Genomic DNA, 24,605 nt, shown 5'->3' on the forward strand with positions numbered 1-24,605 from the left:
CATGAGCGTCGACGTGCGCCCGGCGAGCTCCGGGCGCAACCGGGCGGGCCGCGCGCGGCGGTCCGCCCCGCCCGGCGCGCCCCGCCGCGGCTGGCGGACCCGTCTCGCGCGGCTCGACATGCGGGCCTCGCCCTACCTGTTCATCTCGCCGTTCTACGTCGTCTTCCTGATCTTCGGGGCGTTCCCGCTGGTCTTCACCGTCTGGGTGTCCCTGCACGACTGGGAGCTGGCCTCGGGCGTGCGGGAGTTCGTCGGGCTGCGGAACTACGGCGACCTGCTCGCCGACGAGGCGTTCTGGCACTCGGTCGTCAACACGCTCGGGATCTTCGCCCTGTCCACCGTGCCGCAGCTGCTGCTGGCGCTGTGGGTGGCCAACCTGCTGAACCGGCGGCTGCGCGCCAGCACCTTCTACCGCATCGGCATGGTCGCCCCGATGGTGACCTCGACCGCGGCGGTGGCGATCGTGTTCGCCCAGCTGTTCGCCCGCGACTACGGGATGGTCAACTGGGTGCTCGGCCAGGTCGGCGTCGACCCGATCGACTGGCAGGCGTCCCGCGGCTGGTCCTGGGTGGCGATCTCGGCGATGGTCGACTGGCGGTGGACGGGCTACAACGCGCTGATCTACCTGGCCGCCATGCAGGCCATCCCCAAGGACCTGTACGAGGCGGCGGCCATCGACGGCGCCTCCCGGCTGCGCCAGTTCTGGCAGATCACCGTGCCGATGCTGCGGCCCACGATCATCTTCACCGTCATCATCTCCACGATCGGCGGCCTGCAGCTGTTCACCGAGCCGGTGCTGTTCGGCAGCGGCCGGATGGACGGCGGTCCGGTGCACCAGTACCAGACCGTCGCCATGTACATGTTCGACAACGCGTTCCGTAGCGACGCCTACGGCTACGGCGCGGCGATCGCCTGGATGCTCTTCCTGATGATCATCGTCTTCTCGCTGTTCAACTTCCTGTTCGTCCGGCGCGCGGGAGGCTCGCGATGACCGCCGTCCTGTCCCGACCGCGCCGCCCCGGCGGCGGGAGGCGCCGCCCCGGGCGGATGCGGGGGCTGTGGGACGCCAGCCCGCTGACCTACATCACGCTGGTCGCCGCGCTGGCGCTGTCGATCTTCCCGATCTACTGGATGATCATCGTCGCGACCCGCGGCAACGAGGTGGTCGGCGCCGTGCCGCCGCCGATGACGCCGGGCGGCAACTTCGGCGACAACGTGGGCCGCCTGTTCGACAACCCCGACGCCTACTTCGCCAAGGGCCTGGTCAACTCGGCGATCGTGTCGTCGGTGGTCACGATCTCCACGGTGTTCTTCGCCTCGCTGGCCGGGTTCGCCTTCGCCAAGCTGCGCTTCCGCGGCAAGAACGCGCTGCTGCTGGTGATCATCGCGACCATGATGATCCCGGTGCAGATGGGCATCATCCCGCTCTACATGATCATGGTGGAGCTGGGCTGGCAGAACCGGCTGCAGGCGGTCATCGTGCCGTTCCTGGTCACCGGGTTCGGCGTGTTCATGATGCGCCAGTACGCCGACCAGGCCGTGCCCGACGAGCTGATCGAGGCCGCCCGGGTCGACGGCTGCACCACCTTCGGCCTCTACTGGCGCGTCGTGCTGCCCGCGCTGCGGCCCGCGGCGGGCGTGCTGGGCCTGTTCACGTTCATGCAGACCTGGAACGAGTTCATGTGGCCGCTGGCGGTGCTCAACCCCGAGAACCCGACCGTCCAGCTGTCCATCAACAACCTGGCGAACGCCTACTTCAAGGACTACACGCTCATGTTCGCCGGGACGACGCTGGCCATCCTTCCGCTTCTCATCGTCTTCGTCCTGTTCGGCCGCCAGATCATCGGCGGAATCATGGAAGGTGCGATCAAGGCGTGACCTCCGTACAGCACAGCTCCGAGCCCGCACCCGTCGTCGCGTTCCCCGCGGGGTTCCGCTGGGGCGCCGCCACCGCCGCCTACCAGATCGAGGGCGCCGCCGCCGAGGACGGCCGCGGGCCGTCCATCTGGGACACCTTCTGCCGCACGCCCGGCAAGGTGCTGGGCGGCGACACCGGCGACGTGGCCGTCGACCACTACCACCGGTTCCGCGAGGACGTGGCGCTCATGGCCGACCTGGGCCTGACCGCCTACCGGTTCTCGGTGTCCTGGCCGCGCGTGCAGCCGTCCGGCGCCGGGCCGCTCAACCCCGCGGGCCTGGACTTCTACCGGCGCCTGGTGGACGCCCTGCTGGAGGCGGGCGTCGAGCCGTGGCCGACCCTCTACCACTGGGACCTGCCGCAGCCGCTGGAGGACGCCGGCGGCTGGCCCGAGCGCGACACCGCGCACCGGTTCGCCGACTACGCCGGGGAGGTGCACGCGGCGCTCGGCGACCGGGTGTCGCAGTGGATGACGATCAACGAGCCGTGGTGCGCGGCGTTCCTGGGGTACGCCTCGGGAGAGCATGCGCCCGGTCGAAGGGAGCCGGCCGCCGCGCTGCGCGCCGCGCACCACCTGATGCTCGGGCACGGGCTGGCGGTCGAGGCGATGCGCGCGCGCCGCCCGCAGAACCGGTTCGGCGCCGCCGTCAACCTGTACGCCATCTCCCCGGCGAGCCAGTCCGAGGCCGACCAGGACGCGGCGCGCCGCATCGACGGGATGCAGAACCGCTTCTTCCTGGACCCGCTGCTGCGCGGCTCCTACCCGGCCGACGTGCTGGCCGACCTGGAGGGGCACGACTTCGAGGCGTGCGTCCGGGACGGCGACCTGGCGGTGATCAACCAGCGGCTCGACCAGCTCGGCGTCAACTACTACTCCCGGTTCACGGTGGCGGGCACGCCGGGCGACGCCACGCAGGCGGTGTCGTCGCCGTTCTCCAGCCACTCCCCCTGGGTGGGCAGCGAGTTCGTGCGGTTCGTCGACGGCGGCCGTCCGGTCACCGGCATGGGCTGGGAGATCGACGAGAGCGGCCTGCACGAACTGCTGGTGCGGCTGCACCGCGAGTACCCGGAGGTCGCGCTGTACGTCACCGAGAACGGCGCGGGCTACGACGAGACCCCCAACGGCGACCTGCCCCTCAACGACGCCGACCGCATCGCCTACCTGGAGGCGCACCTGCGCGCCTGCCACGACGCCATCGCCGACGGCGTGCCCCTGCGGGGCTATTTCACCTGGTCGCTTCTGGATAATTTCGAATGGGCATGGGGGTACTCCAAGCGCTTCGGGCTGGTGCACGTCGACTACGCCACCCAGCGCAGGGTGCCCAAGGAGAGCGCACGCTGGTACTCGGGGGTGATCCGGCAGGGCGGACTGCCGGACCACCGCTGACGGCGTCGCACGCGACGAAGGGGCCGGAACAGATGCGGGAGACCAGGGTGCCCGGACGGGCATCGGACACCGGGTTCGGCCGGGCGCCCGGACGGGAGCCCGGCCGGGGACTCGGACGCAGGCTCGGCGAGAGGCTCGGCGAGAGGCTCGGCGAGGCCGCGGAGACGACGGGACGCTCATGGCGATGAGACGCCCGTCGGACCGGCCCACGCTGGAGGAGGTCGCCGCGCGGGCCGGGGTCGGGCGGGGCACCGTGTCACGGGTCATCAACGGCTCGCCGCGGGTGAGCCGCCGGGCCCGCGAGGCGGTGCTGCGCGCGATCGACGAGCTGGGGTACGTGCCGAACCGGGCCGCCCGCACCCTGGTGACGCGGCGGACCGACACGGTGGCGCTGGTGGTGGCCGAGTCCGAGCTGCGGGTGTTCGACGAGCCGTTCTTCGCCGGGATCACCCGCGGCATCAGCTCGGAGCTGAACGCCACCGGGCTGCAGCTGCTGCTGGCACTGGCGCAGTCCCCCGACGAGTACGCCCGGCTGGAGCAGTACCTGACCGGGCAGCACGTCGACGGGGTGCTGCTGACCTCGCTGCACGCCGACGACCCGCTGCCGGCCAAGCTGGAGGCCAACGGGGTGCCCACCGTGCTGGGCGGGCGCCCCCCGGGCCTGTCCCCGGTCAGCTACGTCGACGTCGACAACCGCGACGGCGCCCGCCGCGCCGTGCAGTACCTGCTGGACCAGGGACGGCGGCGCATCGCCACCGTCGCCGGCCCGCAGGACATGGGCGTGGGCATCGACCGGCTCGCCGGGTACCGGGAGGCGCTGGCCGAGGCGGGCCTGCCCGAGCTGGTGGTGTACGGCGACTTCAGCGAGGCCAGCGGGGTCGCCGCCGCCGAGGAGCTGCTGGAGATCGCCCCGGACCTGGACGCGCTGTTCGCCGCCGACGACCCGATGGCGCTGGGCGCCATGCGGGTGCTGAAGAAGCGCGGGCGCCGCATCCCCGAGGACGTGGCGGTGATCGGCTTCGAGGACTCGGCCAGCGCCCCGGTGGCCGATCCCCCGCTGACCACCGTCCACCAGTCGGTCGAGGAGATGGGCCGCAGCATGGCGCGGCTGCTGGTGTCGCGCATCCGGGGCGAGACCGTGGCCGAGCCGGTGGTGATCCTGCAGACCCACCTGGTGCTGCGCGAGTCGGCCTGAGTGTGCCGCGCGCCCGCAGGGGCGCGCGGCCACCTGCGTGAACCCGCGAGTCGTACTGGACAAAGTGGCGTGCGTCACGGTGTACTTGCGGTTGACCTCGGTCCGTGCGGCGGGCGCCGTATCGCATGCGCCACGCGAGGGCGCCGCCGGTGAGGGGGCACGGCCGGACCCACCCCAGGAGGGCGCGGTGTGCCGCGCCCGTGACCCCCGACCCTAGGTGCAGCGATGGCCGCAGTCTCCCTCGAATCGGTGAGCAAGGTCTATCCGGGCGGGGTGCGCGCGGTGCGCGACCTGCGCCTGCATGTCCGCGACGGGGAGCTGCTGGTGCTGCTCGGCCCGTCCGGCTGCGGCAAGTCGACGATCCTGCGCATCATCGCCGGTCTCGAGGAGCCCAGCAGCGGCGAGCTGTGGCTGGACGACCAGCCGGCCACCGACCTGCCGCCGCGCGAGCGCAACGTGGCGATGGTGTTCCAGAACGGCGCGCTCTACCCGCACCGCAGCATCCACGGCAACCTGGCGTTCCCGCTGGAGCTGGCGGGCGAGGACCCGGCCGAGATCCGGGCCAAGGTCGTCGAGCTGTCGCGCGCCCTGCAGATCGACCAGGCGCTGGACCGGCTGCCCGGCAGCCTGTCGGGCGGGCAGCGGCAGCGGGTGGCGATGGGCCGGGCGATCATCCGCGAGCCGTCGGTGTTCCTGATGGACGAGCCGCTGTCCAACCTGGACGCGGCGCTGCGCACCGACCTGCGGCTGGAGATCGGCGCGCTGGTGCGCGGCCTCGGCGTGACCACCGTGTACGTCACCCACGACCAGGTGGAGGCGCTGACGCTGGCCGACCGGATCGCGGTGCTGCGCGACGGGCGCCTGGAGGACCTCGGCACCCCCACCCAGGTGTACGAGGACCCGGCCACCGCGTTCACCGCCGCGTTCCTGGGCGCCCCGCAGATCAACCTGCTCACCGGAACCGTCTACGCGCAGCTGGGCGAGGGCAGCGTCACCGTCGACCTGGGCGGCCAGGAGGTGCGGCTGCCCTGGACGGATCCGCGCGTGGAGCACCTGGCGCGCCACCACGGCCTGCCTGTCATCGTGGGGGTGCGCGCCGACGCGCTGCGGCCCGTGGACGAGCCGGACGAGGGCGCCGAGCTGTCGGGGCGGCTGCGCGCGCTGGAGTACCACGGGCACGAGTGGCTGGCGCACGTGGAGACGGACGTGCCGGTGATCGACCGTGACGTGCTCGGCGCGGAGCGGCGGGAGGAGGACGCGGCGCCGCGCGCCGAGTCGGCGGTGCTGGACCGGGTCCGTTCGATGCTGCGGCGGGGGCAGCGCCGCGCCGAGCCCGAGCCGGCGACCGACCACGTGGGCGCGCACCGCCGGTCGGACCTGGTGGTGCGGCTGAGGTCCGGGCACGGGCAGGAGATCGGCGCGCCGGTGCGGCTGGCGCTCGACGTGTCGCGGGCGCTGTTCTTCGGCCAGGACGGTCACCGCATCGATCCCGTCCAGCGCTGAGGCCGGGCGGGGCCGCCCGGAGGCGGCACGGATCCGGGGGCGAGGATGCGCGGACGTGGAAGGGCGCCGCGGGCCGCTGCGGAGAGGGGTCACCGTCGCGAACGGGCCGCGGCGCCCGGTTCGGGGGCCGCCGGTTCTTCTAGGCGGTCGTGCAGGAACTGCCGTTGAGGGTGAACGCGGTGGGCGAGGGCGCCTCACCGCCGTGGGTGCCGTTGAATCCGATGGACGTGGCCGCGCCGGGGGCGAGCGCGCCGTTCCAGGAGGCGTTCTTGGCGGTGACGGTCGCCCCGGACTGCGACCACTGGGCGCTCCAGCCCTGGCTCACGCGCTGCCCGGCGGGCAGGTCGAACGTCAGGGTCCAGCCGTTGATCGCGGTGTTGCCGGTGTTGGTGATGGTGACGGCCGCGGTGAAGCCGGTGTTCCACTTGGCGGTGACCGCGTAGGCGACCTTGCAGGAGGCCGTCGGCGGGTCGGGGTCGCCGCCGCCGGGGGTGCCGCCCAGGGCCACGCGCAGCGCGTCGTAGGCGGGCTTGGGCCGCAGGTTCTCGTCCCAGGGCAGCGCGGCGCCCTCTCCGGGGAACACGCCGGGGATCCAGGAGTACTTGTCGGTGTAGTCCCAGATGGTGACGCCGACGCAGCGGGACACGGCCAGGCACGCCTTGGTCACGTCGGAGTACCAGGTGGCCTGGGTGGCGAGCTTGGTGCTGTCGGCGGGCAGCTGCATGCGGATGTCCAGCTCGGTGATGGCCACGTCCAGGCCGAGGTCGGCGAAGCGCTGCAGGTTCTCCTGCATGCGGGACGGGAAGCCGTACTGCAGCGCCAGGTGCCCCTGGAAGCCGACGCCGTCGATGGGCACGCCCTGGTCCTTGAGCGACTTGACGAGCCGGTACATGCCGTCGCTCTTGGCGCCGAATCCGTCGATGTTGTAGTCGTTGATGTAGAGCTTGGCGCCGGGGTCGGCGGCGCGGGCGGCGCGGAAGGCGTCGGCGATGTAGCTCTCCCCCAGCGTGCGGTAGAAGACGCTGTCGCGGAAGGTGCCGTCCTCGTTCAGCGCCTCGTTCACCACGTCCCAGTGCACGACCTCGCCCTTGTAGTGGGACGCGACGGTGGTGACGTGGTTCTGCAGGATCGAGCGCAGCTCGGCGGCGGAGAAGTTGCCGTTGGACACCCAGCCCGGCAGCTGGCTGTGCCAGACGAGCGTGTGCCCGCGCACCTGCTGCCCGTTGCGCTGGGCGAGGTCCACGATGGCGTCTCCGCCGCTGAAGTTGAACTGCCCCCGCTGCGGTTCGGTGGCGTCCCACTTCATCGAGTTGCCGGGGGTGATGGAGTTGAACTCGCTGCTGAGGATGGACACGTACGGGGCGTCGCTCAGCTCGGGATTGTCGGTGGCCGACCCGAAGTAGCGGTTCTTGGCGGCGGCGAGCTCGCCGAGCGTGGGCTCGGCGGCGGACGCCGCGACGGACGCCGCGGTGTTCGTGGCGTGCGCCGGTGTGCCGGGCGCCGCCGCCGCGGACGCCGGCGGCGCGGGCGCGACGGCCGCCGCGGCGGCGAGCAGGCCGCCGGCGACGGCCAGCGCTGGACGGAACCTCATCGACATGACCTTCCTCGGACGAACAGGGTGCGGACGGGTCCCGGCCCCTGGGTGCGCTCCCACACGGCGCCGAAGGTATCCGGCCCCCGTACGGACCCGGAAGACGGTCTTTCACATCTCTCACAGATATTTCGGGGGACGCGGCAACCTTTCGCGTCCGCCCCGGCGACTTCCAGGTGGAACGACGAGCCGGGGACTCCGCCCAACACTCCCGGCGTTCCGTCTGCCCGCCCCGCCGGCCCCTGGGGCGGGCAGTTCAGCTTCTAGGGGTGCTGACCCATGCGGCATCTCGGAGACTTCGGCGGGCTGGTGGAGCTGGCGGGACGCCGGCGTCCGCTGTGGCCCGGCCCCGACGCGTCCCTGCGCGCCCGCCTGGACGAGTCGCTGGGCATGCCCCCGTACGGCGAGGACGTCGGCGTGCGCACCGAACGCGTCTGGTCGGCCGGCGGGATCGACGGTGAGGAGCTGTCGTGGTCGCCCGGCTTCGGGCCGCGCACCCGTGCCTGGGTGCTGCGCCCGGCCAGTGCCGGGCGGCCGCTGCCGGGCGTGCTGGCGCTGCACTGCCACGCCGGGATGAAGTACTGGGGCAAGGAGAAGATCGCCGACGGCCCGTCCCGCGAGGTGCCGCCCGAGATACGCGCGCTGCGCGAGGAGATTTACGGCGGCCGGGCGTTCGCGGTGGAACTGGCGCGGCGCGGTTTCGCGGTGCTGTGCCATGACGTGTTCCTGTGGGGCAGCCGCCGCTTCCCGCTGGAGACGATGCCCGAACGCGTCCGCGTCCTCGCCGACGACCTGCGCGAGCTGGCCGAACGACGCGGCGGGTCCATGACCGGGCGGCGGCACTACGACACCGCCGCGCGCCATCACGAGCCGGTCGTCGCCAAGTACTGCAACCTGCTGGGCACGTCCCTGCTCGGCCTGGTCGCCCGCGAGGACCTCATCGCGGCGCGCGTGCTGGCCGGACTGCCGGGCGTACGGGCGGACGCGCTGGGCTGCGTCGGCCTGTCGGGCGGCGGCCTGCGCGCGGGGATGCTGCACGCGCTGTGCCCGCAGGTGCGGGCGTCGGTGGTGGTGGCGATGATGGCCGCCCTCCCGCACATGCTGGGCGAGCACGTGGACGCCCATTCGTGGGTGTCGTGGCCGCCCGGCCTGGCGGCGGTGGGCGACTGGCCCGACATCGTGGCGCTGGGCGCCCCGTCCCCTCTGCTGGTGCTGTACGGGGAGCGCGACCCGCTGTTCCCTCCGGCGGGCATGCGGCACGCGGACGCCCGGCTGCGCCGGTCGTACGGAGCAGCCGGGCGTCCGGACGCCTACACCGGGACGTTCCACCCGGTGGGGCACGCCTTCGACGTGGTGATGCAGGAGCAGGCGTTCGGGTGGCTGTCGTCGACGCTCTCTCCCGCCTCGGGCCGTTGACGCGACCGTGGGGCCTCAGTTGCCCTTGCGTTCGCGGAACTCGGCCTCGGCCTCGGTGAACTTCTTGGCCAGCTCGTCCAGGAACGCCTGCGGCGTGAGCTGCCCGAGCAGCACCTTCTGGAACTGCGGCTCGGCCTCGGCCTTGGTCATGGCGTTGAACTCGGGCAGGTGGTACGGCAGCTGGACGATCCTGGTCTTGGGGTCGTTCGTCGCCCTGATCGCGTTCTCCAGGGTGGGGTTCTCCTTGATCCACGGCTCGGCCGCCGCGTCGGTGTTGGCCGGGATCTGCCCCTGCTGCCGGCTCCAGTAGGACGTCATCTCCTTGGAGGAGACGAACTCGGCGAACTTCCAGGCGGCGTCCTTGTGCTTGCTGGACTTGAACACCGCCGTCCCGCCGATCGGGTTGGAGATCACCACGCGGGTCCCGTCGGGCAGCGCGGGGATCGGCACGCCGGCGAACTTGCCCTCGCCCAGCGCCTTCTTGTGGTCGCCGTAGGAGCCGAGGTTGTGCTGCATCATGCCGATCGTGCCGCCGTCGAACTGGGCGGTCATCTTGATGTAGTCGTTGTTGACGTCGGCGCTCGGGGTGTTCTTCTTGTAGAGCGCGACGGTCTTCTGCAGGGCGGCGACGTTGCGCGGGTCGTTGAGGGTGGCCTTGCCCTGCGCGTCGAAGATCTGGGTGATGCCGGACTGGGCGTACATGAACTCCAGCACCTGCGCGATCGACCCGGCGCCGCCGCGGATGGTGTAGCCGTAGCGGTTGTCGCCGGCGTCGGTGAGCCGCTCGGCCGCGGTGTAGAAGTCGTCCCAGGTCTCCGGCGGCTTGAGGCCCTTGTCCTTGAACCAGTCGGGCCGGTACCACAGCACGCCCATGTTGGCGTTGCTGGGCAGCTCGTACAGCTTGCCGTCCGGCCCGGCCTGCTTGGTGAGCTGCAGGAAGGTGTTGTTGATCTTCCCGTTGAGCGGGCTCTTGGCCAGGCGCTCGTCCAGCGGTTCCAGGGCGCCCTGGCCCGCCACCCCGGCCAGCAGCGCGGTGGTCATGCCGCCCGCGTCCGGCAGCCCGCCGGTGGCGATGGCGGTGTCGAGCTTCTGCTGCACCTGGGCGATGGGGATGCCGACGTACTTGACCTTGATCGTGGGGTTGCGCTTCTCGAACTCGGCGATGGTGTGGTTCCACCGGGGGTTGTTGGCGGCGCTGGCGTTGGTGTCCCAGTAGGTGATCGTGGTGGTGCCGCCGGACGACCCGGAGTCGCCGCCGCCGCATGCGCCGAGCACCAGCGCGCCGCCCGCGACGATCGCGGTGGCCGCCAGCGACACTCTCGGGGTTCTCCACCCCGGTTCGGGACCGCGTCGCGTCATCGTCGTTCCTGCCCTTCTCGTCTGGGGTGGGGTCGTCATGGGTGCTCCTCTCCGTCGACGTGGAAGCCCCCGAAGTCGGCGTGACCGGCGGCCGGGCCCGCGCCGGGCGGGGCGGCCGCGAAGAGGCCGAGGGTGGCGCCGACCCAGCGCGCCCCGGTCGCGGTGAACGGGTCGCCGAACCGCCGCGGCCCGGCCCTGTTCTCGCGGGGGGACGACCCCCCGCGCCCCCCCGGTTCACCGGAGGCGTCGGCGGTGAAGCGGCACTCGGCTCCGGCGCCGACGTGCACGGCCAGCCGGACGGAACGCCCCGGGTCGGGCAGCGGGCGCCGCGCGGCCGCGTCCTTCTCCGCGCCGTCCGGGTGGGCGACGCGGTACACCAGGTCGACGCCCGTGGCGGTGCGTTCCAGGCCGATCCAGGCGTAGGCGTCGCCGAGCACCGCCAGGCCCGCGCGGGCGCCCGGCTCGCCGCCGGTCAGGGTGAGGTCGGTGGTGGCGGTGAAGGTCTCGGCGGGCAGCCGCTGGCCGAGCACGTTGGGCAGGCGGCGCAGGTCGTCGGCGTCGGCGTGGCGCACGCAGGCCAGGCGGAGCCCGCCGCCGGTCGCCCGCCCGGTCCACGCCGGGTCGGGGACGCCCTGCCAGGTCCACTGCGGGCCGAAGCGCCCGCCGGTGAAGTCGTCGCTTGAGGCGGGGGCTGAGGGCGGCTCGCCCGTCACGGGTTTGCGGTGACGCGCGACGGGCGTGCCGTGCGCGCCGAGCACGGGCCAGCCGTCCTCTTCCCGCCAGCGCATGGGTTGCAGGTGGACGACGCGGCCGTAGGCGCCCCGGTCCTGGAAGTGCAGGAACCAGTGCCCGCCGCCGGGGGCGTCCACCCAGGCGCCCTGGTGCGGGCCGTTGACGTCGCTGTCGCCCTGTTCGAGGACGACGCGGTGCTCGTACGGGCCGAACACGCCGGGCGCGCGGAAGGCGTACTGCCGGCCGGTGGCCACTCCCCCGGCCGGCGCGAAGATCCAGTAGTGGCCGCCGTGCCGGTACAGCTTGGGGCCCTCCAGGGTGCGGCAGCCGGGGATCGCGTCGCCGTCCACGACGACCGTGCCGTCGTCCAGCAGGCGCGTGGCGTCCGGGCTCATCCGGTGCAGGGTGAGCCGGTTGTTGAAACCGGCGCGGCTCTTGGCCCAGGCGTGCACGAGGTAGGCCGAGCCGTCCTCGTCCCACAGCGGGCAGGGGTCGATGAGGCCGCGTCCGGGCTTGAGCAGGCGCGGCCTCGTCCACGGCCCGGCGGGGTCGTCGGCGGTGACGACATGGATGCCGTGGTCGGGGTCCGGGTAGAAGATCCAGAACCGGCCCGCGTGGTGGCGCAGCGCCGGCGCCCACACGCCGCAGCCCCAGCGCGGCGCCGCGTACGCCTCGGCCGGTTCGGGTTCGGGCAGCGCGTGCCCGATGATCGTCCAGTTGACCAGGTCGCGGGAGTGCAGCACGGGCAGGCCCGGCACGCGGTGGAAGCTGGAGGCGGTCAGGTAGTAGTCGCGGCCGACGCGGATGGCGTCGGGGTCGGACCAGTCGGCGTTCAGCACCGGGTTGCGGTACGTGCCGTCGCCCAGGTCGGCGGTCCACGGCAGCGGGGTCAGGGAGCCGGCCACGGGGCCTCCCGCAGCTTGTCGATCTCGGCGGCCGGCAGGTGCCCGTCGGCGACGACCGTCACGACGCGCCGGGTCACGCGGCCGCCCGGGGGCACGTCGAGGGAGCGCTCCCAGGCCAGCGAGGAGCCCACCCCCGGGTACTCGCCGACCCGCACGAACCACGGGTCGGCGGCGGTGGCGGCGTCGGCGGGGACGAAGGCGAGCGTCCACGCGCGGCCGTCGGGTGCGGTGCCGGTCATCGCCAGCCAGCCGGCGCGGGCGCCGTGCACGGCCCGCTCGCCCTCGGCGTGCGGCGTGCGCACCCGGATGCCGGTGGACGTGCCGGGCGCCCGCCAGAAGAACCCGCCGTATCCGGCGCCGGGCCGTCCGTTGGTGGCGGGGCTGCCGATCCGCAGCGGCTCGCGGGTGACGTTGGTGAGCGTGAACGCCACGTCCAGCGCCCAGTGGTCGCCCGCCGCGACCGCGCGCACGTCCCGCCGTTCGCGCAGGGCCGTCTCGCCGTCGGCGCCGATCCAGGCGAGGGTCTCGGTGAAGGCGCCGGCGGCGCGGCCGGTCCAGCTCAGGTGCCTCTGCACGCCGTGGTCGTCCAGCCAGGTGGGGCCCTGGTCGCGGACGAACGTGCGGCCGCCCCAGAAGTTGCGTCCGCCCACGTCGGGCACGGCGATGCTGACGCCGAGGTGGTGCCGGTGGTCGGCGGGCGTCAGCTCGGTGACCTCGGTCCCGGCGAACGTGCGCACCGGGTGGAAGTACGGGCGGGGCGAGAGGGCGGCCTCCAGGTCCGGCCGCGTCACGTACTCGGCGACCGTGCGGCCCGCGCAGGCAAGCTCCACCGGTGCGGCGGTCATCCCGCCACCTCCTCGCGCACGGCCCACGCCGCGTCCAGTTCCGAGAACAGGGCGAGTCGTTCGGCGCTGGCCGCGACCAGCGCCTCGATGCCGGGCAGCTCCCGGTGCCGCACCCCGTCCACATCGCTGACCCGCTGCCGCCCGTCGGGGATGGGCAGCGGGTCCGGCGCGGTGCGCACGGCGTCCAGCACGCGCATGAACGCGGCGGTGCGTTGCGGCGGGACGAGCAGCCCGGCGCCGCCGCGCACGTGGGCGAGCAGGTTGTCCAGCAGGTCGGTGCGCGGGTGGACGGAGACCAGCGGGTCGCGGCCGGGCCGTTCCAGGCGCACCTCGTCGCGGGTGTAGGTGAGCACGACGCGGCCCTCGTCGCCGTGCACGATCAGGTACGGCTCGTTGCGCCTGGGGGCGCACAGCGTCACCGCGACCGTGACGACCGTGCCGTGCGACGTGCGCAGCCGCAGGCAGGACGTGTCGTCGCTCTCGATCGGGAAGGCGTGGAACAGCTCCAGCTCGACGTCGGCGACGTCGTCCGGGCCCTCGGCGCCGTCCACGGCCAGGGCGGTGGCCAGGGCGTGCGCGAACGGGTTGGTCAGCGCGCCGTCGACGACGTCGGTGCCGTCGACGCGCCGCCGTCCGGCCCAGGGGGCGCGGGCGAAGTAGGCGGACGTGCGCTGCCACGCCCCGGCGGCGCCGATCCCCCGCACCCGGCCGATCGCCCCGTCGGCGATCAGGGCGCGCACCGCGGGGATCGCCTCGGATCCCAGGCTCTGGAAGCCGATCTGGCAGGCGCGTCCGGCGTCCCGCACCCCGGCGGCGATGCGTTCGAAGTCGGCGTAGGTGGCGGCGGGCGGCTTCTCCAGCAGGACGTGCGCGCCGCGCGCCACCGCCGCCAATGTCAGGTCGGCGTGGGTGGGGATGGGCGTGGCGACGATGACGATCTCGGCGCCGGTGCGGTCGATCAGCCCGGGCAGGTCGGGCGACTGCTCCGGCGCCGGGTCGAACCCGGTGAGCGACGCCTCGTCCACCGGCCGCAGGTCGCAGACGCCCGCCAGGCGGACGGTTCCGGTGGCGGCCGCCCGGCGCAGGTTGTCCAGGTGCCGGCGTCCGTGCCCGTGGGCGCCGGCGAGGATGACGCCCGTCATGAGACGCGGCCCGCTCCGGCCCTGGCGCGCACCAGGCCCGGGACGGCGGGGGCGGGGTCGACGCGGCCGTGCAGGGTGGGCGTCCAGCCGACGTCGCCCGACAGGTCGGGGTCGTTGGCGGCGTTGAAGGCGGCCAGGGCGTCGACGGGGCGGTGCCCCACGTAGGTGCCCTCGGCGTGGATCGCGGTCCCGCCCCAGTTGTAGATGATCTTCTCGGCGGGGGTGCCGGCGCTGAAGTGGTTGTTCTGCGCGTAGATCGCCGACTCCCTGCCCGCGCCCCACGCGTACAGGGACCGCGGCGACCACACGTAGGAGTTGTTGTAGACGTGCACCCGCCCGTACCGCACACGCGGCACCCGCTGGATCAGCCCGCGGAACTCGTTGTGGTGCAGGGTGACGCGCAGCCTGCCGCGGTCGCCGGTGGCGCCGTCGCTGTTGCCCCACAGCAGCGACTTGTCGTGGTCGGCGAACTTCGACCAGGAGACGGTCACCAGGTCGCTGCCGTTCACCACGTCGAGCAGGCCGTCGTGGTGCAGCCACACCTTGCCGAAGTACGCGGGCTCGGCCGAGTCGGGACGGTCGCCGTCGCCGAGCGTGACGTGGTCGACCCACACGTGCCGGGAGCCGGAGACGGTGATGTTGTCGAACTCGGTCTTCCAGTCCTCCCCCGACCAGCCGGGGAAGCAGTCGTAGGCGTCCTGCGCGTCCAGGTTGCGGATGATGACGTTCTCGGCGTTCTGCACCATCAGATTGATGCCGGTCAGCCGCGCGCCCCTGCCGGCGCCGACGAGCGTGGTGTTGGAGCCGACGCGGACGATCACCTCCTGGCGCTGGTTGGCGTTGGAGCGTTTGCGGGCCTCCTCCAGCGGCCCGGACGCGGGGCCGCTCCAGTGCGCCGGGTCGTAGGCCCGCAGGTAGGCGTCGAGGCTGTACTCGGGGTCGGCGTAGGCGGCGCAGTCGTCGCCGCCCTTGAGGTGGCCCCGCACGTACACGACCTTGGGGGTGTCGCCGGCGACGGCGGCGGCCAGTTCCTCCCGGGTGCGGACGGTGACGACGTTCGCGGGGACGGCCGCGGCGCCGCCGGTGGTGCCGCCCTCGGCGGCCGCCCACCCGTCGTTCGGCGCGAGCGTCTGGCGGCCCAGGTCGGTGCGGTGCCCGCCGCCCTGGGAGACGGCGGCACGGGACGCGGCGGCGTGGGCGGCCGGCGCGGTGAGGACGCCGCCGAGGGCGAGGGCGGACGTGACGACCGTCGCGGTGAGCTTCACGAGTTTCCTCCGTCGTCGTCGAGCCGGGTGCTTTTCAGCAGGTCCACGTCGAAGCGCAGCCCGAGTCCGGGTCCGTCGCCGGGACGCAGCAGGCCGTCGGCCCCGATCCGCACGGGCGGCGGGGCGGCGGTGTCGAGCAGGCCGAGCGCGGCGAACGAGGCGTCCTCCACGTCCTCGACCATCGCGGGCAGCGGCAGGCAGCACGCCAGCTGCCCGGACAGCTCGGGCAGCAGGTGCGGGTGGACGGGCACGTTGAACGCGCGGGCCAGGTCGACGATGCGCAGGAACGGGGTGACGCCGCCGACGCGCACCACGTTGGGCTGCAGGATGTCGCAGGCGCCCGCGGTGAGCAGGTCGCGGAACTGCCAGGGGGTGTGGGTGTTCTCGCCGAGCGCGATCGGCACGCCGGGGGCGCCCTCGCGCAGCCGCGCGTACGCCTGCACGTCGTCGGCGGGCAGCGGCTCCTCGATCCAGTACGGGTCGTGGGGGCGGAACGCCTCGATGGCGTGCAGCGCGCGGGGCAGGTCCCACAGCTGGTTGGCGTCCAGCATGAGCCGCACGCCGGGGCCGACGACGCGGCGGACGGCGGCGACGCGGGCGACGTCCTCGTCCAGGTCCGCCAGCCCGACCTTGATCTTCACGGCGGTCAGGCCCCGCTCGACCCAGCGCCGGGCCTGGTCGACCAGCTCGTCCACGCCGTAGTGGCGGTTGACGCCGCTGCCGTAGACGGGGACGGCGTCGCGGCGGCGGCCGATCGACTCGACCAGGCCGGCCGGGGCGCGCAGGTCCCACAGCGCCAGGTCGACGGCGGCCAGCGCGATCGTGGTGAGCCCGCCGCGCCCGGCCTCGTGCAGGTGCCACCACAGCCGGTCGTAGGCGACGGCCGGATGGGCGGGCAGGCCGATCGCGGCGTCGCGGATGTCGGACTCCAGCAGGGTGTGCGCGGCGCGCCCGCCGACGTTGGGCGCCCAGCTGAACCCGGTGCCGGCCCGCCCGTCGTCGGTGATGACGCGGGTGACGACCAGGTGGATGTGCGTGGTGTTCGGTCCCCACGGCCGCACCAGCGGGACCCGGTGGACGCTGCTGCGCACCTCGGCGATGACGCTCATGAGGCCGCCTCCACCAGCGCGAGCCCGGTCTTGACCAGGCGGGACAGCTCGTCCAGGTGCTCGGGCGCGGGCTCGGCCAGCGGCGGGCGCACCGCGCCGGCGTCCAGGCCGCGCAGCCGCACCCCCGCCTTGGCCAGCGACACCGCGTATCCGGGAACGCGGCTGCGCAGCTCCACCAGCGGCGCGTAGAACTCGGCGAGCAGCCGTTCGGCCAGCCCGGGGTCGTCGCGCTGGGCGCGGTGGTAGGCGGCGACGATCACCGGGATCCCGGCGGCCCGCGCGACCGTCTCGACGTAGGCGCGCAGGCCGTGCCGCGGCCCCTGGGCCAGGTACGGCGGCATGAGCAGCAGCCCGTCGGCGCCGGCCGCCGCCGCGCCCCGGGCCTGGTCGAGGGCGGCGCCGAGCGGTCCGCCCGCCCCGGCGACCACCGGGACGTCTCCGCCGGCGACCCGCACCGCCGTCCGCACCGCGCGGTCGTGCTCGGCGGCCGACAGCGACGGGAACTCGCCCGTCCCGCACGCGACGAACACCCCGCCGGGCCCGTGGGCGAGCCCGGCGCGCAGATGCTCGGCGAGCACGGCCTCGTCCAGCGCGCCGTCCGCGCCGAACGGCGTCACCGGGAAGAACAGCACTCCGTCCAGCCGCATGGTCATACCTCCGTGGACAGTTCGGTGCGCCAGCTGCGCTTGGGCCGCCAGCCGAGCAGCGCCTCGGCCTTGGCGGAGGAGAACGCCGGGGCGGTGCCGTCCAGGGCCGCGCAGTGCGGCGCCGTGGCGGGCAGGTGGCGGGGCAGCAGCTCGGCCAGCGGCTCGCGGGCCAGCGCGTCGGCCGCCCCGGCGAAGAACACCTCGCCGTTGCGCAGCGCGGGCAGCCCGTCGAGCAGGCACCGGACGAACTCGGCGGCGTCCCGCGCGTCGATGTAGTTGAACAGCGACGTCCCGCCCAGGTCGGGACGGTCGAGACGTTCGCCGATGCGGTGGCCGCTCTGCGTCGGCGCGCCGTGCCACTCCTCGGGCGCCACGACGAAGCACGGCCGCAGCGCCGCGTACCGGACGCGGTCGCCGTGGGCGGCGGCGAACATCCGCATGGTGTGCTCGGCGGCCAGCTTGGACAGGCTGTAGGCGTTCCACGGCGCCACCGGGTGGTCCTCGTCGAGCGGCAGGTACGACGGCGCCCAGCCGTGCGGGGCGCCGTACCCGATGACGGTGGGGCTGCTGGCCACCACAACGCGTTCCACGCCGCCGCAGTGCGCCGCCGCCTCGCACACGTTGAACGCCAGCTGCGTGTTGACCCGGTAGGTGTAGGCGTCGGTGCGGCTGAACGGCGTGGCGATCGCGGCCAGGTGCACCACCGCCCGGGGCCGGAACCGCGCCATCGCCTCGAACGCCTCGCCGAGGTCGGTGAGGTCGGCGGGCAGGACGGCGGCCGCGGCGGCCGGTGTGCCCGGCGCCGGGTCCACGCCGAACACCTCGTGCCCCGCCTCGGCCAGCGCCGTCACGACGCTGCGTCCCAGCCGTCCGGCGCTGCCGGTGACCAGGATCCGCGTCCCCGGCTCCAACGCGCTCCCGGCGATCGTCGTCGTCACCTCGGCACTCATCCCTGCCTCCGGCTCGCTCATCCCTTCACCGCGCCCGCGCTCAGGCCCTGGACGAGGTAGCGCTGGATGACCGCGAACACCAGCACGACGGGCAGGGCGGCCACCACGCCGCCGGCGGCCAGGGCGCCGAAGTCGGCGCCGTACTCGCCGATCATGTAGTTGAGGCCGACGGGGACCGTGTACTTCTCCTGCTGGCTGAGGAACATCAGCGCGAACAGGAAGTTGTTCCAGGAGTGGATGAAGGCGAACGAGCCGACCGCCACCAGGCCGGGCCGCAGCAGCGGCAGCACCACGGTGAAGAAGCCGCGCAGCCGTGAGCAGCCGTCCACCCAGGCGGCCTCCTCCAGCTCCACCGGCACGTTCCTGACGAACCCGCTGATGAGGATGAGCGACAGCGGCAGCTGGAACACCGTCTCGGCGATCACCAGGCTCCACAGCGAGTTGACCAGCCGCAGTTCGCGGAAGATCTCGAACAGCGGGATCAGCATCATGGCGCCGGGGATGAACTGGGTGCACAGCATGGCGACCATGAACAGCGTCTTGCCGCGGAACCGGTAGCGGGCCAGCGCGTACCCGCCCGCCAGCGCGATCACCGTCGTGGTGAGCAGCGCGACCACGCCGACCTTGAGGCTGTTCTGGAAGTAGACGCCGAACCCGACGCTGTTCCACACGGTGGTGAAGTGCTCGAACGTCAGCGGCCAGGGCAGGAAGCCGGTCCTGCCCGCCGGGCGGAAGGCGTACAGCAGCATCCAGTAGAACGGGACGAGCGTGAACGCCAGGTACAGCCCGAGCGGGACGTAGATCTCCCACTTGCGCGGGCCGCCCGCGCCGCCGCGCCGCCCGCGCCCGGCGGGGCGGCGCCGGGCCGCCTCGTCCGGCCCCCTGCCGGCCGGTGGCGCGGCCGGGGCGTCGGCCGCGCGGTCGTCGTCCAGTGTCGTGGTGGGACGGCGGCTCAAGACCGCTCACCTCCGAACTTGCTGAGGCGCAGGTAGAGGATGGAGAAGAACAGCAGGATCAGGAACGCCGCCGTGGTCAGCGCCGAGCCGTAGCCGAACTCGTGCGCGACCGTCGCCTTCTGCGCCACGTACAGCGGCAGCGTGGTGGTCTGGTGCGCCGGGCCGCCGCCGGTGAGCGTGTAGAGCAGGTCGACGTTGTTGAACTCCCACACCGCCCGCAGCAGGGTCGCCAGGATGATGGCGTCCTTGAGGTGCGGCAGCGTGATGTGCCAGAACCGCCGCGGCCGGGTGGCGCCGTCCACCGACGCCGCCTCGTACAGGTCCCTGGGGATGCTCTGCAGGTCGGCCAGCAGGAGGATCGCGAAGAACGGCACGCCGCGCCACAGCTCGGTGAGCACGGCGGCGGCGAAGACGCTGCCGGTGTCCGACAGCGGCGACGAGCCGTGCTCGACCAGGCCGAGGTCGGCCAGGTACGGGGTGAAGCCGGTGGTCGGGCTGTAGAGCAGGATCCAGATGCTGGTGGTGAGCACGCCGGAGATCGCCCACGGCGAGAACACCAGCGCCCGCGACAGCGCGCGGCCGACGAACGTCTCGTTCACCAGCAGCGCCAGCGCCAGCCCGAGCAGCAGCTGGAACCCGACGGTCGCGGCGACCCACTTGGCGGAGAAGCCGAGGCTCTGCCAGAACAGGTCGTCGCCGAGCATGTCGCGGAAGTTGCCGAGCCCGGCGAACCCGTTGTCCCACGGCTTGGTGATGTTGTAGCGCCGCAGGCTGTAGTAGAAGACGCCGGCCACCGGATAGACCAGGAAGCCCAGCATCAGCAGCACCGACGGCGCGATCAGCAGGTACGGGGTGCGCGGCCCGCGGGCGGGCCGGCGGCGCCGTCCGCGCCGGGGCCGCGGGGTGCCGCGCCCGGCCGTGGTCGCCTCGGCGATGGCCACGAGCGCCTCCTTACGGGTCGGTCGTTCGGGTCGTCGGGGTCGTGCGGGATGGGTCGTTAGGGATGGGGGCGATCGGGCTGGGGACGGCACGCGCAGGCAGAGGTGAAAGCGCTTACCGCCTGTCCGCACGCCGCCGGCCGCCGCCGGGTCGGGGTGGGCTGGGGGTCGCGGTGATGTGCTACCGGTCACACAGCAACCGGTTGCAGAAACACTCGCGTCATCCGGACGAAACGTCAAGGGGTCGGCGTGACCCAGATGCGTCGCGCCTGATAAAACGCAGATGACCGGGCCGATGCTGGGGGACGGCTAGCGATCTTCCCCTGACGGCTGCGGTTGACGGACCTGCAATCGTTTGTATTAATGAGGCGTCAAACGCCCAGGAAGGGGAGAGCGTGGCCGTAACGATCCGGGACGTCGCGCGCGCCAGCGGCGTGCACGTCTCCACGGTGTCGCGCACCTTCTCGGCCCCCCACCTGGTCAACGCCGACACGCGCAACCGCGTGCTGGCGGTGGCCGAGCAGCTCGGCTACCGGCCCAACCGCGCGGCGCGCGGGCTGACCACGGGCCGCACCCACAACCTCGGCCTGATCGTCGCCGACATCGCCAACCCGTTCTTCCCGCCGCTGATCAAGGCCGCCCAGGCGCACGCCCGCGCCCGCGACTACCACGTGTTCGTCGCCGACACCGACGAGGACCCGCGGGTGGAGGAGGAGCTCATCCAGGCGTTCACCAAACAGGTGGACGGGGTGCTGCTGTGCGCGCCGCGCCTGGGCGACCGGACCCTGGCCCGGCTGCGCCGCCAGGTGCCGTTCGTCCTGGTCAACCGGCGGCTGGACGGCGTGCCCGCGGTGCTGATGGACGTCGGGCACGGCGCCCGGCTGGCGGTGGAGCACCTGGCCGGTCTCGGCCACCGGCGGCTGGCGCTGCTGTCCGGGCCGGAGGGATCGTGGAACAGCGGGCGCATCCGCGAGGCCGCGGCGGACGCCGCCGCGGCGGCCGGCGCCGAGCTGACCGTGATCGGCCCCAACTCCCCCACCGAGCAGGGCGGGCAGATCGCCGCGCCCGAGGTGGCGCGCGCCGCGGTCACCGGCGTGCTGGCCTACAACGACCTGGTCGCGATCGGGCTGGTCGAGGGGCTGGCCGAGCTGGGGGTGCGGGTGCCCGCCGACCTCAGCGTGGTGGGCGTCGACGACATCATGCAGGCGCGGCTGAACCGGCCCAAGCTGACGACGGTGGCGATGCCGACGATCGCGGCGGGCCGCACCGCCGTGGACATGCTGCTGCAGCTGGTCGGCACCGACGAGCCGGGGCCCGCCGCGCTGACCGTCCTGGAGACCACGCTCGTCGTCCGCGAGTCCACCGCGGCGCCCGTCGAGGGGCGGGCCGCCCGCCTGTCATCCCGTGAGGCCACATGAACGAGGAGAGGTTCGGCGTGCTGCCCGGCGGCACGCCCGTGCACCGCTACACGCTGACGGGCGGCGCCCTGCGCGTCCGCGTCCTGACGTACGGCTGCGTCGTGCAGACCCTGGAGGCGCCCGACCGCGACGGCGCCCCGGCCAACGTCGTCCTCGGCTGCGCGACGCTCGACGACTACGTCACGCGCAGCCGCTACTTCGGCGCGGTGGTGGGGCGCTACGGCAACCGCATCGCGGGCGGCCGGTTCCGGCTGGACGGCCGGGAGCACACGCTGCCGCGCAACAACGGCGCCAACAGCCTGCACGGCGGCGAGGAGGGGTTCGACAAGCGCGTCTGGGACGTCGCCGAGGCCGACGACAGCTCGATCACCCTGACCTACGTCAGCCCCGACGGCGAACAGGGCTATCCGGGGACGCTGCGCGCCACCGTCACCTACACCGTGACCGATGACGCGCTGCGCGTCGACTACCACGCCACCACCGACCGCCCGACCGTGGTGAACCTGACCAACCACTCGTACTTCAACCTCGCCGGCGAGGGCAGCGGCACGGTGTACGACCAGCGGCTCGTCATCGACGCCGACCGCTACCTGCCGGTGGACGGCGACCAGATCCCGCTGGGCGAGCCGGCCCCGGTCGCGGGCACGCCGTTCGACTTCACCAAGCCGCAGCCGATCGGCGCCCGCATCCGCGAGACGCATCCCCAGCTGTTGGTCGGCAAGGGCTACGACCACACGTTCGTGCTCAACGGCGGCGAGGTCGCCGCCCGCGCCGAGGACCCGAGGTCCGGCCGCGTGCTGGAGGTGCTGACCAGCGAACCCGGCGTGCAGTTCTACTCCGGCAACTTCCTGGACGGCTCGCACATCGGCACCAGCGGCCTGGCCTACCGGCAGGGCGACGCGTTCTGCCTGGAGACGCAGCACTTCCCCGACTCCCCCAACCAGCCGTCCTTCCCGTCCACGGTGCTGCGCCCCGGCGAGGAGTACCGCTCCACCACCACCTTCCGTTTCAGCACGCTGCCCGACTGAGGGGCCGTCTGCCTCGCGACCTGCGCGAACCGCCCCCCGGCCGCGGACCGGTGACGGGCGGCGGCCCAGCCGGCCCCGAACCCCGCGGACGTGAAGGGTATTCACGTATTGCCGCGGACGTGGTAGGTACCGGAGGAGACGCGCGAACGCTTCGCCTCCCGGAGGGTCCCCCGCCATGCCCCTCAGAAATCCGATCAGCAGGGTCGCCCTGGCCGTTCTGACGAGCGCGCTCGTCGCGGCCGGTCTCGCCTCGGCCGCCGTGCCCTCCGCCGCCGCGTCCTCGCGCGACGGCGTGAACGCCGTCGGCACGCCGTTCCGCGGCACCGCCTCCGACGGGCAGGTGCGCGGATACGCCGACCTGCACACCCATCTGATGTCGTTCGAGGGCTTCGGCGGCAGCGTGATGTGCGGCAGGTCCTTCGACCCGCGCGGCATCCAGGAGGCGCTGCGCGACTGTCTCGACCACGGCCCGAACGGCTCACTGGCGTGGTTCGAGAACTTCACCAGCAAGGGCAGCCTGGTGGGGACGCACGACACCACCGGATGGCCGACCTTCAAGGACTGGCCGAGCCACAGCTCGCTCACCCACCAGCAGACGTACTACACGTGGGTGGAGCGGTCGTGGCGGGCCGGGCAGCGGATCCTGGTCAACCAGCTCGTCTCCAACCGGACGCTGTGCGAGATCTACCCGCTGAAGAAGTACTCCTGCGACGAGATGGAGTCGATCCGGCTGCAGGCCCGGCGCACCTACGAGCTGCAGTCCTACGTGGACGCGCGGAGCGGCGGTCCGGGCAGGGGATGGTTCCGCGTGGTGCGCAGCCCGGCCGAGGCCCGCCAGGTCATCGCGGAGGGCAAGCTCGCGGTCGTCCTGGGCGTGGAGACCTCCGAGCCGTTCGGCTGCCGCCAGATCGGCGGGGTGCCGCAGTGCACGAAGAAGCAGATCGACGAGGGCCTGGACGAGATGCGGAGCCTCGGCGTCAGCTCGATGTTCCTGTGCCACAAGTTCGACAACGCGCTGTGCGGGGCCCGCTTCGACGCCGACACCACCGGGGTGATCCTCAACCTCGGGAACTTCGTGGGCAGCGGGCGCTTCTGGCAGGCCGACACCTGCACCACGCCCGAGCACGACAACACGATCATCCCGGCGAACGACCTCACCGCGCTGCTCGCGGGCCCGCTGGCGCACCTGCGTCCGCTCGGCGTCACCCTGCCGGTCTATCCGAAGGCCCCGCACTGCAACGTCAACGGCCTGACCGAGCTCGGCGAGCACATGCTCCGGGGCATGATCGAACGCGGGATGATCGTGGAGATCGACCACATGAGCGTCAAGGCGGCCGAACGGACGCTGTCGATCCTGGAGGAGGAGAAGTATCCGGGGGTCGTCTCCGGGCACGGCTGGTCCGACACGGGATACGCGCCGCGGATCTACCGGCTCGGTGGGATGATCACCTCGTACGGGTCCGCGGCCGACACGTTCGCCGCGGAGTGGCGCCGGGCCAGGCAGGCGCGCGATCCCGGGCGGCTGTTCGGCTACGGCTACGGCCTGGACGCCAACGGCATGGGACCGCTGCCGGCTCCCCGCCGCGACAACCAGGCGAACCCGGTGCGCTACCCGTTCACCTCCCCCATCGACCCGGGCGTGACGCTCGACCGCCAGCGGACCGGCCTGCGCACCTGGGACGTCAACACCGAGGGCGTCGCCAACTACGGGCTGGTCCCCGACTGGATCGCCGACATGCGCAACGTCGCGGGCGAGGAGATCATCGCCGACATGGCGCGGGGCGCGGAGATGTACCTGCGCATGTGGGAGGGCGCCCGGTCCTGACGCCGGCCGCCCGGCGTTCCCGGGACGGCGCTTCGGGAACTGCCGATGAACGCGCCCGGTGCCGCAGCCGGCGGGCGGTCGCGGCCGTGCGGGCCGGTGTCGTCAGCCGGTCCGGTCGCGGAGCGTGGCGAGCAGGCCGTCCAGGGCCCGCTGCGAGGTCTGGAGCCGGGTGATGGCGTCGGTGATGCGGGCGTGTTCGCGGGCCAGGTGGGCGACCATGCCGGGACACCTGTCGGGGACGACGCGTTCGCCCTCGTCATGGACGCAGTCGAGGATTTCGGCGATGACCGAGGTCGGCAGCCCTGCCTCCAGCAGCGTGCGGATGTGGCGGACGGCGGCGACGTCCGTCTCGGCGTAGGCGCGGTAGCCGTTGGGCGAGCGGGTGGGACGAAGCAGGCCCTGCTCCTCGTAGTAGCGCAGCAGCCTGCGGCTCACGCCGGTGCGTTGGGACAGTTCGCCGATGCGCACGGTTTGAC

At 73.1% G+C, this 24,605-nt stretch carries 21 protein-coding genes; 9 read left to right on the forward strand and 12 right to left on the reverse strand.

The window, feature by feature from the left end:
- Window position 1: 1 nt before the first annotated feature.
- The 5 genes from ABZ801_RS19280 (at window position 2) to ABZ801_RS19300 (ending at window position 6,003) form a co-directional block, all read left to right on the forward strand.
- Window positions 2-991 (forward strand): sugar ABC transporter permease, encoded by a 990-nt coding sequence (locus ABZ801_RS19280; RefSeq protein WP_360699324.1) that lies wholly within the window; start codon window positions 2-4, stop codon window positions 989-991.
- Window positions 988-1,878 (forward strand): carbohydrate ABC transporter permease, encoded by an 891-nt coding sequence (locus ABZ801_RS19285; protein ID WP_360699326.1) that lies wholly within the window; start codon window positions 988-990, stop codon window positions 1,876-1,878. Before ABZ801_RS19280 ends, ABZ801_RS19285 begins: the two co-directional genes overlap by 4 nt.
- The gene (locus tag ABZ801_RS19290) at window positions 1,875-3,305 is read left to right on the forward strand and encodes a GH1 family beta-glucosidase (RefSeq protein WP_360699328.1); all 1,431 of its coding nucleotides are present in this window, start codon (window positions 1,875-1,877) and stop codon (window positions 3,303-3,305) included. The genes ABZ801_RS19285 and ABZ801_RS19290 overlap by 4 nt, the downstream gene beginning before the upstream one ends.
- A gap of 178 nt (window positions 3,306-3,483) precedes the next feature.
- Window positions 3,484-4,500 (forward strand): LacI family DNA-binding transcriptional regulator, encoded by a 1,017-nt coding sequence (locus ABZ801_RS19295; RefSeq protein WP_360699330.1) that lies wholly within the window; start codon window positions 3,484-3,486, stop codon window positions 4,498-4,500.
- 225 nt (window positions 4,501-4,725) lie between these two features.
- On the forward strand, window positions 4,726-6,003 hold the full coding sequence (locus ABZ801_RS19300; RefSeq protein WP_360699332.1) for an ABC transporter ATP-binding protein: 1,278 nt from the start codon (window positions 4,726-4,728) through the stop codon (window positions 6,001-6,003).
- A gap of 139 nt (window positions 6,004-6,142) precedes the next feature.
- Here ABZ801_RS19300 and ABZ801_RS19305 read toward each other — a convergent pair whose 3' ends face one another.
- A complete protein-coding gene (locus ABZ801_RS19305; protein ID WP_360699334.1) occupies window positions 6,143-7,594 on the reverse strand; it encodes an endo-1,4-beta-xylanase in 1,452 nt (483 codons plus the stop codon).
- Between the two features lie 279 nt (window positions 7,595-7,873).
- Here ABZ801_RS19305 and ABZ801_RS19310 point away from each other — a divergent pair, with 279 nt between their 5' ends.
- On the forward strand, window positions 7,874-9,010 hold the full coding sequence (locus tag ABZ801_RS19310) for a hypothetical protein (RefSeq protein WP_360699336.1): 1,137 nt from the start codon (window positions 7,874-7,876) through the stop codon (window positions 9,008-9,010).
- 15 nt (window positions 9,011-9,025) lie between these two features.
- On the opposite strand, the gene ABZ801_RS19315 is transcribed toward ABZ801_RS19310, so the two are convergent.
- Genes ABZ801_RS19315 through ABZ801_RS19360 form a run of 10 tightly spaced genes read right to left on the reverse strand, consistent with a single transcriptional unit; the run spans window position 9,026 to window position 19,861 of the window.
- Window positions 9,026-10,369, reverse strand: a complete 1,344-nt coding sequence (locus ABZ801_RS19315) for a sugar ABC transporter substrate-binding protein (RefSeq protein ID WP_360699338.1) — start codon at window positions 10,367-10,369, stop codon at window positions 9,026-9,028.
- A gap of 35 nt (window positions 10,370-10,404) precedes the next feature.
- On the reverse strand, window positions 10,405-12,006 hold the full coding sequence (locus ABZ801_RS19320) for a family 43 glycosylhydrolase (protein WP_360699340.1): 1,602 nt from the start codon (window positions 12,004-12,006) through the stop codon (window positions 10,405-10,407).
- On the reverse strand, window positions 11,991-12,851 hold the full coding sequence (locus ABZ801_RS19325) for a PmoA family protein (protein WP_360699342.1): 861 nt from the start codon (window positions 12,849-12,851) through the stop codon (window positions 11,991-11,993). Before ABZ801_RS19325 ends, ABZ801_RS19320 begins: the two co-directional genes overlap by 16 nt.
- Window positions 12,848-13,993 carry a Gfo/Idh/MocA family oxidoreductase gene (locus ABZ801_RS19330; RefSeq protein WP_360699344.1) on the reverse strand — a complete coding sequence of 382 codons (1,146 nt, stop codon included), beginning with the start codon at window positions 13,991-13,993 and terminating at the stop codon, window positions 12,848-12,850. The genes ABZ801_RS19325 and ABZ801_RS19330 overlap by 4 nt, the downstream gene beginning before the upstream one ends.
- A complete protein-coding gene (locus ABZ801_RS19335) occupies window positions 13,990-15,258 on the reverse strand; it encodes a hypothetical protein (RefSeq protein WP_360699346.1) in 1,269 nt (422 codons plus the stop codon). The genes ABZ801_RS19330 and ABZ801_RS19335 overlap by 4 nt, the downstream gene beginning before the upstream one ends.
- Window positions 15,255-16,367 (reverse strand): mandelate racemase/muconate lactonizing enzyme family protein, encoded by a 1,113-nt coding sequence (locus ABZ801_RS19340; RefSeq protein ID WP_360699348.1) that lies wholly within the window; start codon window positions 16,365-16,367, stop codon window positions 15,255-15,257. The genes ABZ801_RS19335 and ABZ801_RS19340 overlap by 4 nt, the downstream gene beginning before the upstream one ends.
- Window positions 16,364-17,014, reverse strand: a complete 651-nt coding sequence (locus ABZ801_RS19345) for a dihydrodipicolinate synthase family protein (protein ID WP_360699350.1) — start codon at window positions 17,012-17,014, stop codon at window positions 16,364-16,366. The genes ABZ801_RS19340 and ABZ801_RS19345 overlap by 4 nt, the downstream gene beginning before the upstream one ends.
- Before the next feature lie 2 nt (window positions 17,015-17,016).
- Window positions 17,017-17,964 (reverse strand): NAD(P)-dependent oxidoreductase, encoded by a 948-nt coding sequence (locus tag ABZ801_RS19350; protein WP_360699352.1) that lies wholly within the window; start codon window positions 17,962-17,964, stop codon window positions 17,017-17,019.
- Window positions 17,965-17,981: 17 nt separating this feature from the next.
- Window positions 17,982-18,920, reverse strand: a complete 939-nt coding sequence (locus ABZ801_RS19355; protein WP_360699354.1) for a carbohydrate ABC transporter permease — start codon at window positions 18,918-18,920, stop codon at window positions 17,982-17,984.
- Complete coding sequence (locus tag ABZ801_RS19360) at window positions 18,917-19,861, reverse strand: sugar ABC transporter permease (RefSeq protein ID WP_360699356.1); 945 nt, start codon at window positions 19,859-19,861, stop codon at window positions 18,917-18,919. Before ABZ801_RS19360 ends, ABZ801_RS19355 begins: the two co-directional genes overlap by 4 nt.
- Window positions 19,862-20,253: 392 nt before the next feature.
- Between ABZ801_RS19360 and ABZ801_RS19365 the strand changes: the two genes are divergently transcribed.
- The 3 genes from ABZ801_RS19365 (at window position 20,254) to ABZ801_RS19375 (ending at window position 24,129) form a co-directional block, all read left to right on the forward strand.
- Window positions 20,254-21,276, forward strand: a complete 1,023-nt coding sequence (locus tag ABZ801_RS19365; protein ID WP_360699358.1) for a LacI family DNA-binding transcriptional regulator — start codon at window positions 20,254-20,256, stop codon at window positions 21,274-21,276.
- A complete protein-coding gene (locus ABZ801_RS19370; protein ID WP_360699361.1) occupies window positions 21,273-22,304 on the forward strand; it encodes an aldose epimerase family protein in 1,032 nt (343 codons plus the stop codon). The genes ABZ801_RS19365 and ABZ801_RS19370 overlap by 4 nt, the downstream gene beginning before the upstream one ends.
- Window positions 22,305-22,479: 175 nt before the next feature.
- The gene (locus ABZ801_RS19375; protein ID WP_360699363.1) at window positions 22,480-24,129 is read left to right on the forward strand and encodes a Coagulation factor 5/8 type domain-containing protein; all 1,650 of its coding nucleotides are present in this window, start codon (window positions 22,480-22,482) and stop codon (window positions 24,127-24,129) included.
- Between the two features lie 102 nt (window positions 24,130-24,231).
- On the opposite strand, the gene ABZ801_RS19380 is transcribed toward ABZ801_RS19375, so the two are convergent.
- Window positions 24,232-24,597, reverse strand: a complete 366-nt coding sequence (locus tag ABZ801_RS19380) for a MerR family transcriptional regulator (RefSeq protein ID WP_360699365.1) — start codon at window positions 24,595-24,597, stop codon at window positions 24,232-24,234.
- Between the last annotated feature and the right edge of the window lie 8 nt (window positions 24,598-24,605).

The organism is Actinomadura sp. NPDC047616 (assembly GCF_040642915.1).
Classification (GTDB): domain Bacteria; phylum Actinomycetota; class Actinomycetes; order Streptosporangiales; family Streptosporangiaceae; genus Spirillospora; species Spirillospora miaoliensis.

Excerpts from the sequence above, each read along its gene's own strand:
- ABZ801_RS19295 (WP_360699330.1), top strand. The coding sequence starts at position 3,484 with ATGGCGATGAGACGCCCGTCGGACCGGCCCACGCTGGAGGAGGTCGCC.
- ABZ801_RS19375 (WP_360699363.1), top strand. The coding sequence starts at position 22,480 with ATGCCCCTCAGAAATCCGATCAGCAGGGTCGCCCTGGCCGTTCTGACG.
- ABZ801_RS19340 (WP_360699348.1), bottom strand. The coding sequence starts at position 16,367 with ATGAGCGTCATCGCCGAGGTGCGCAGCAGCGTCCACCGGGTCCCGCTG.
- ABZ801_RS19315 (WP_360699338.1), bottom strand. The coding sequence starts at position 10,369 with ATGACGCGACGCGGTCCCGAACCGGGGTGGAGAACCCCGAGAGTGTCG.
- ABZ801_RS19350 (WP_360699352.1), bottom strand. The coding sequence starts at position 17,964 with ATGAGTGCCGAGGTGACGACGACGATCGCCGGGAGCGCGTTGGAGCCG.
- ABZ801_RS19300 (WP_360699332.1), top strand. The coding sequence starts at position 4,726 with ATGGCCGCAGTCTCCCTCGAATCGGTGAGCAAGGTCTATCCGGGCGGG.
- ABZ801_RS19345 (WP_360699350.1), bottom strand. The coding sequence starts at position 17,014 with ATGCGGCTGGACGGAGTGCTGTTCTTCCCGGTGACGCCGTTCGGCGCG.
- ABZ801_RS19280 (WP_360699324.1), top strand. The coding sequence starts at position 2 with ATGAGCGTCGACGTGCGCCCGGCGAGCTCCGGGCGCAACCGGGCGGGC.
- ABZ801_RS19325 (WP_360699342.1), bottom strand. The coding sequence starts at position 12,851 with ATGACCGCCGCACCGGTGGAGCTTGCCTGCGCGGGCCGCACGGTCGCC.
- ABZ801_RS19310 (WP_360699336.1), top strand. The coding sequence starts at position 7,874 with ATGCGGCATCTCGGAGACTTCGGCGGGCTGGTGGAGCTGGCGGGACGC.
- ABZ801_RS19330 (WP_360699344.1), bottom strand. The coding sequence starts at position 13,993 with ATGACGGGCGTCATCCTCGCCGGCGCCCACGGGCACGGACGCCGGCAC.
- ABZ801_RS19305 (WP_360699334.1), bottom strand. The coding sequence starts at position 7,594 with ATGAGGTTCCGTCCAGCGCTGGCCGTCGCCGGCGGCCTGCTCGCCGCC.
- ABZ801_RS19370 (WP_360699361.1), top strand. The coding sequence starts at position 21,273 with ATGAACGAGGAGAGGTTCGGCGTGCTGCCCGGCGGCACGCCCGTGCAC.
- ABZ801_RS19285 (WP_360699326.1), top strand. The coding sequence starts at position 988 with ATGACCGCCGTCCTGTCCCGACCGCGCCGCCCCGGCGGCGGGAGGCGC.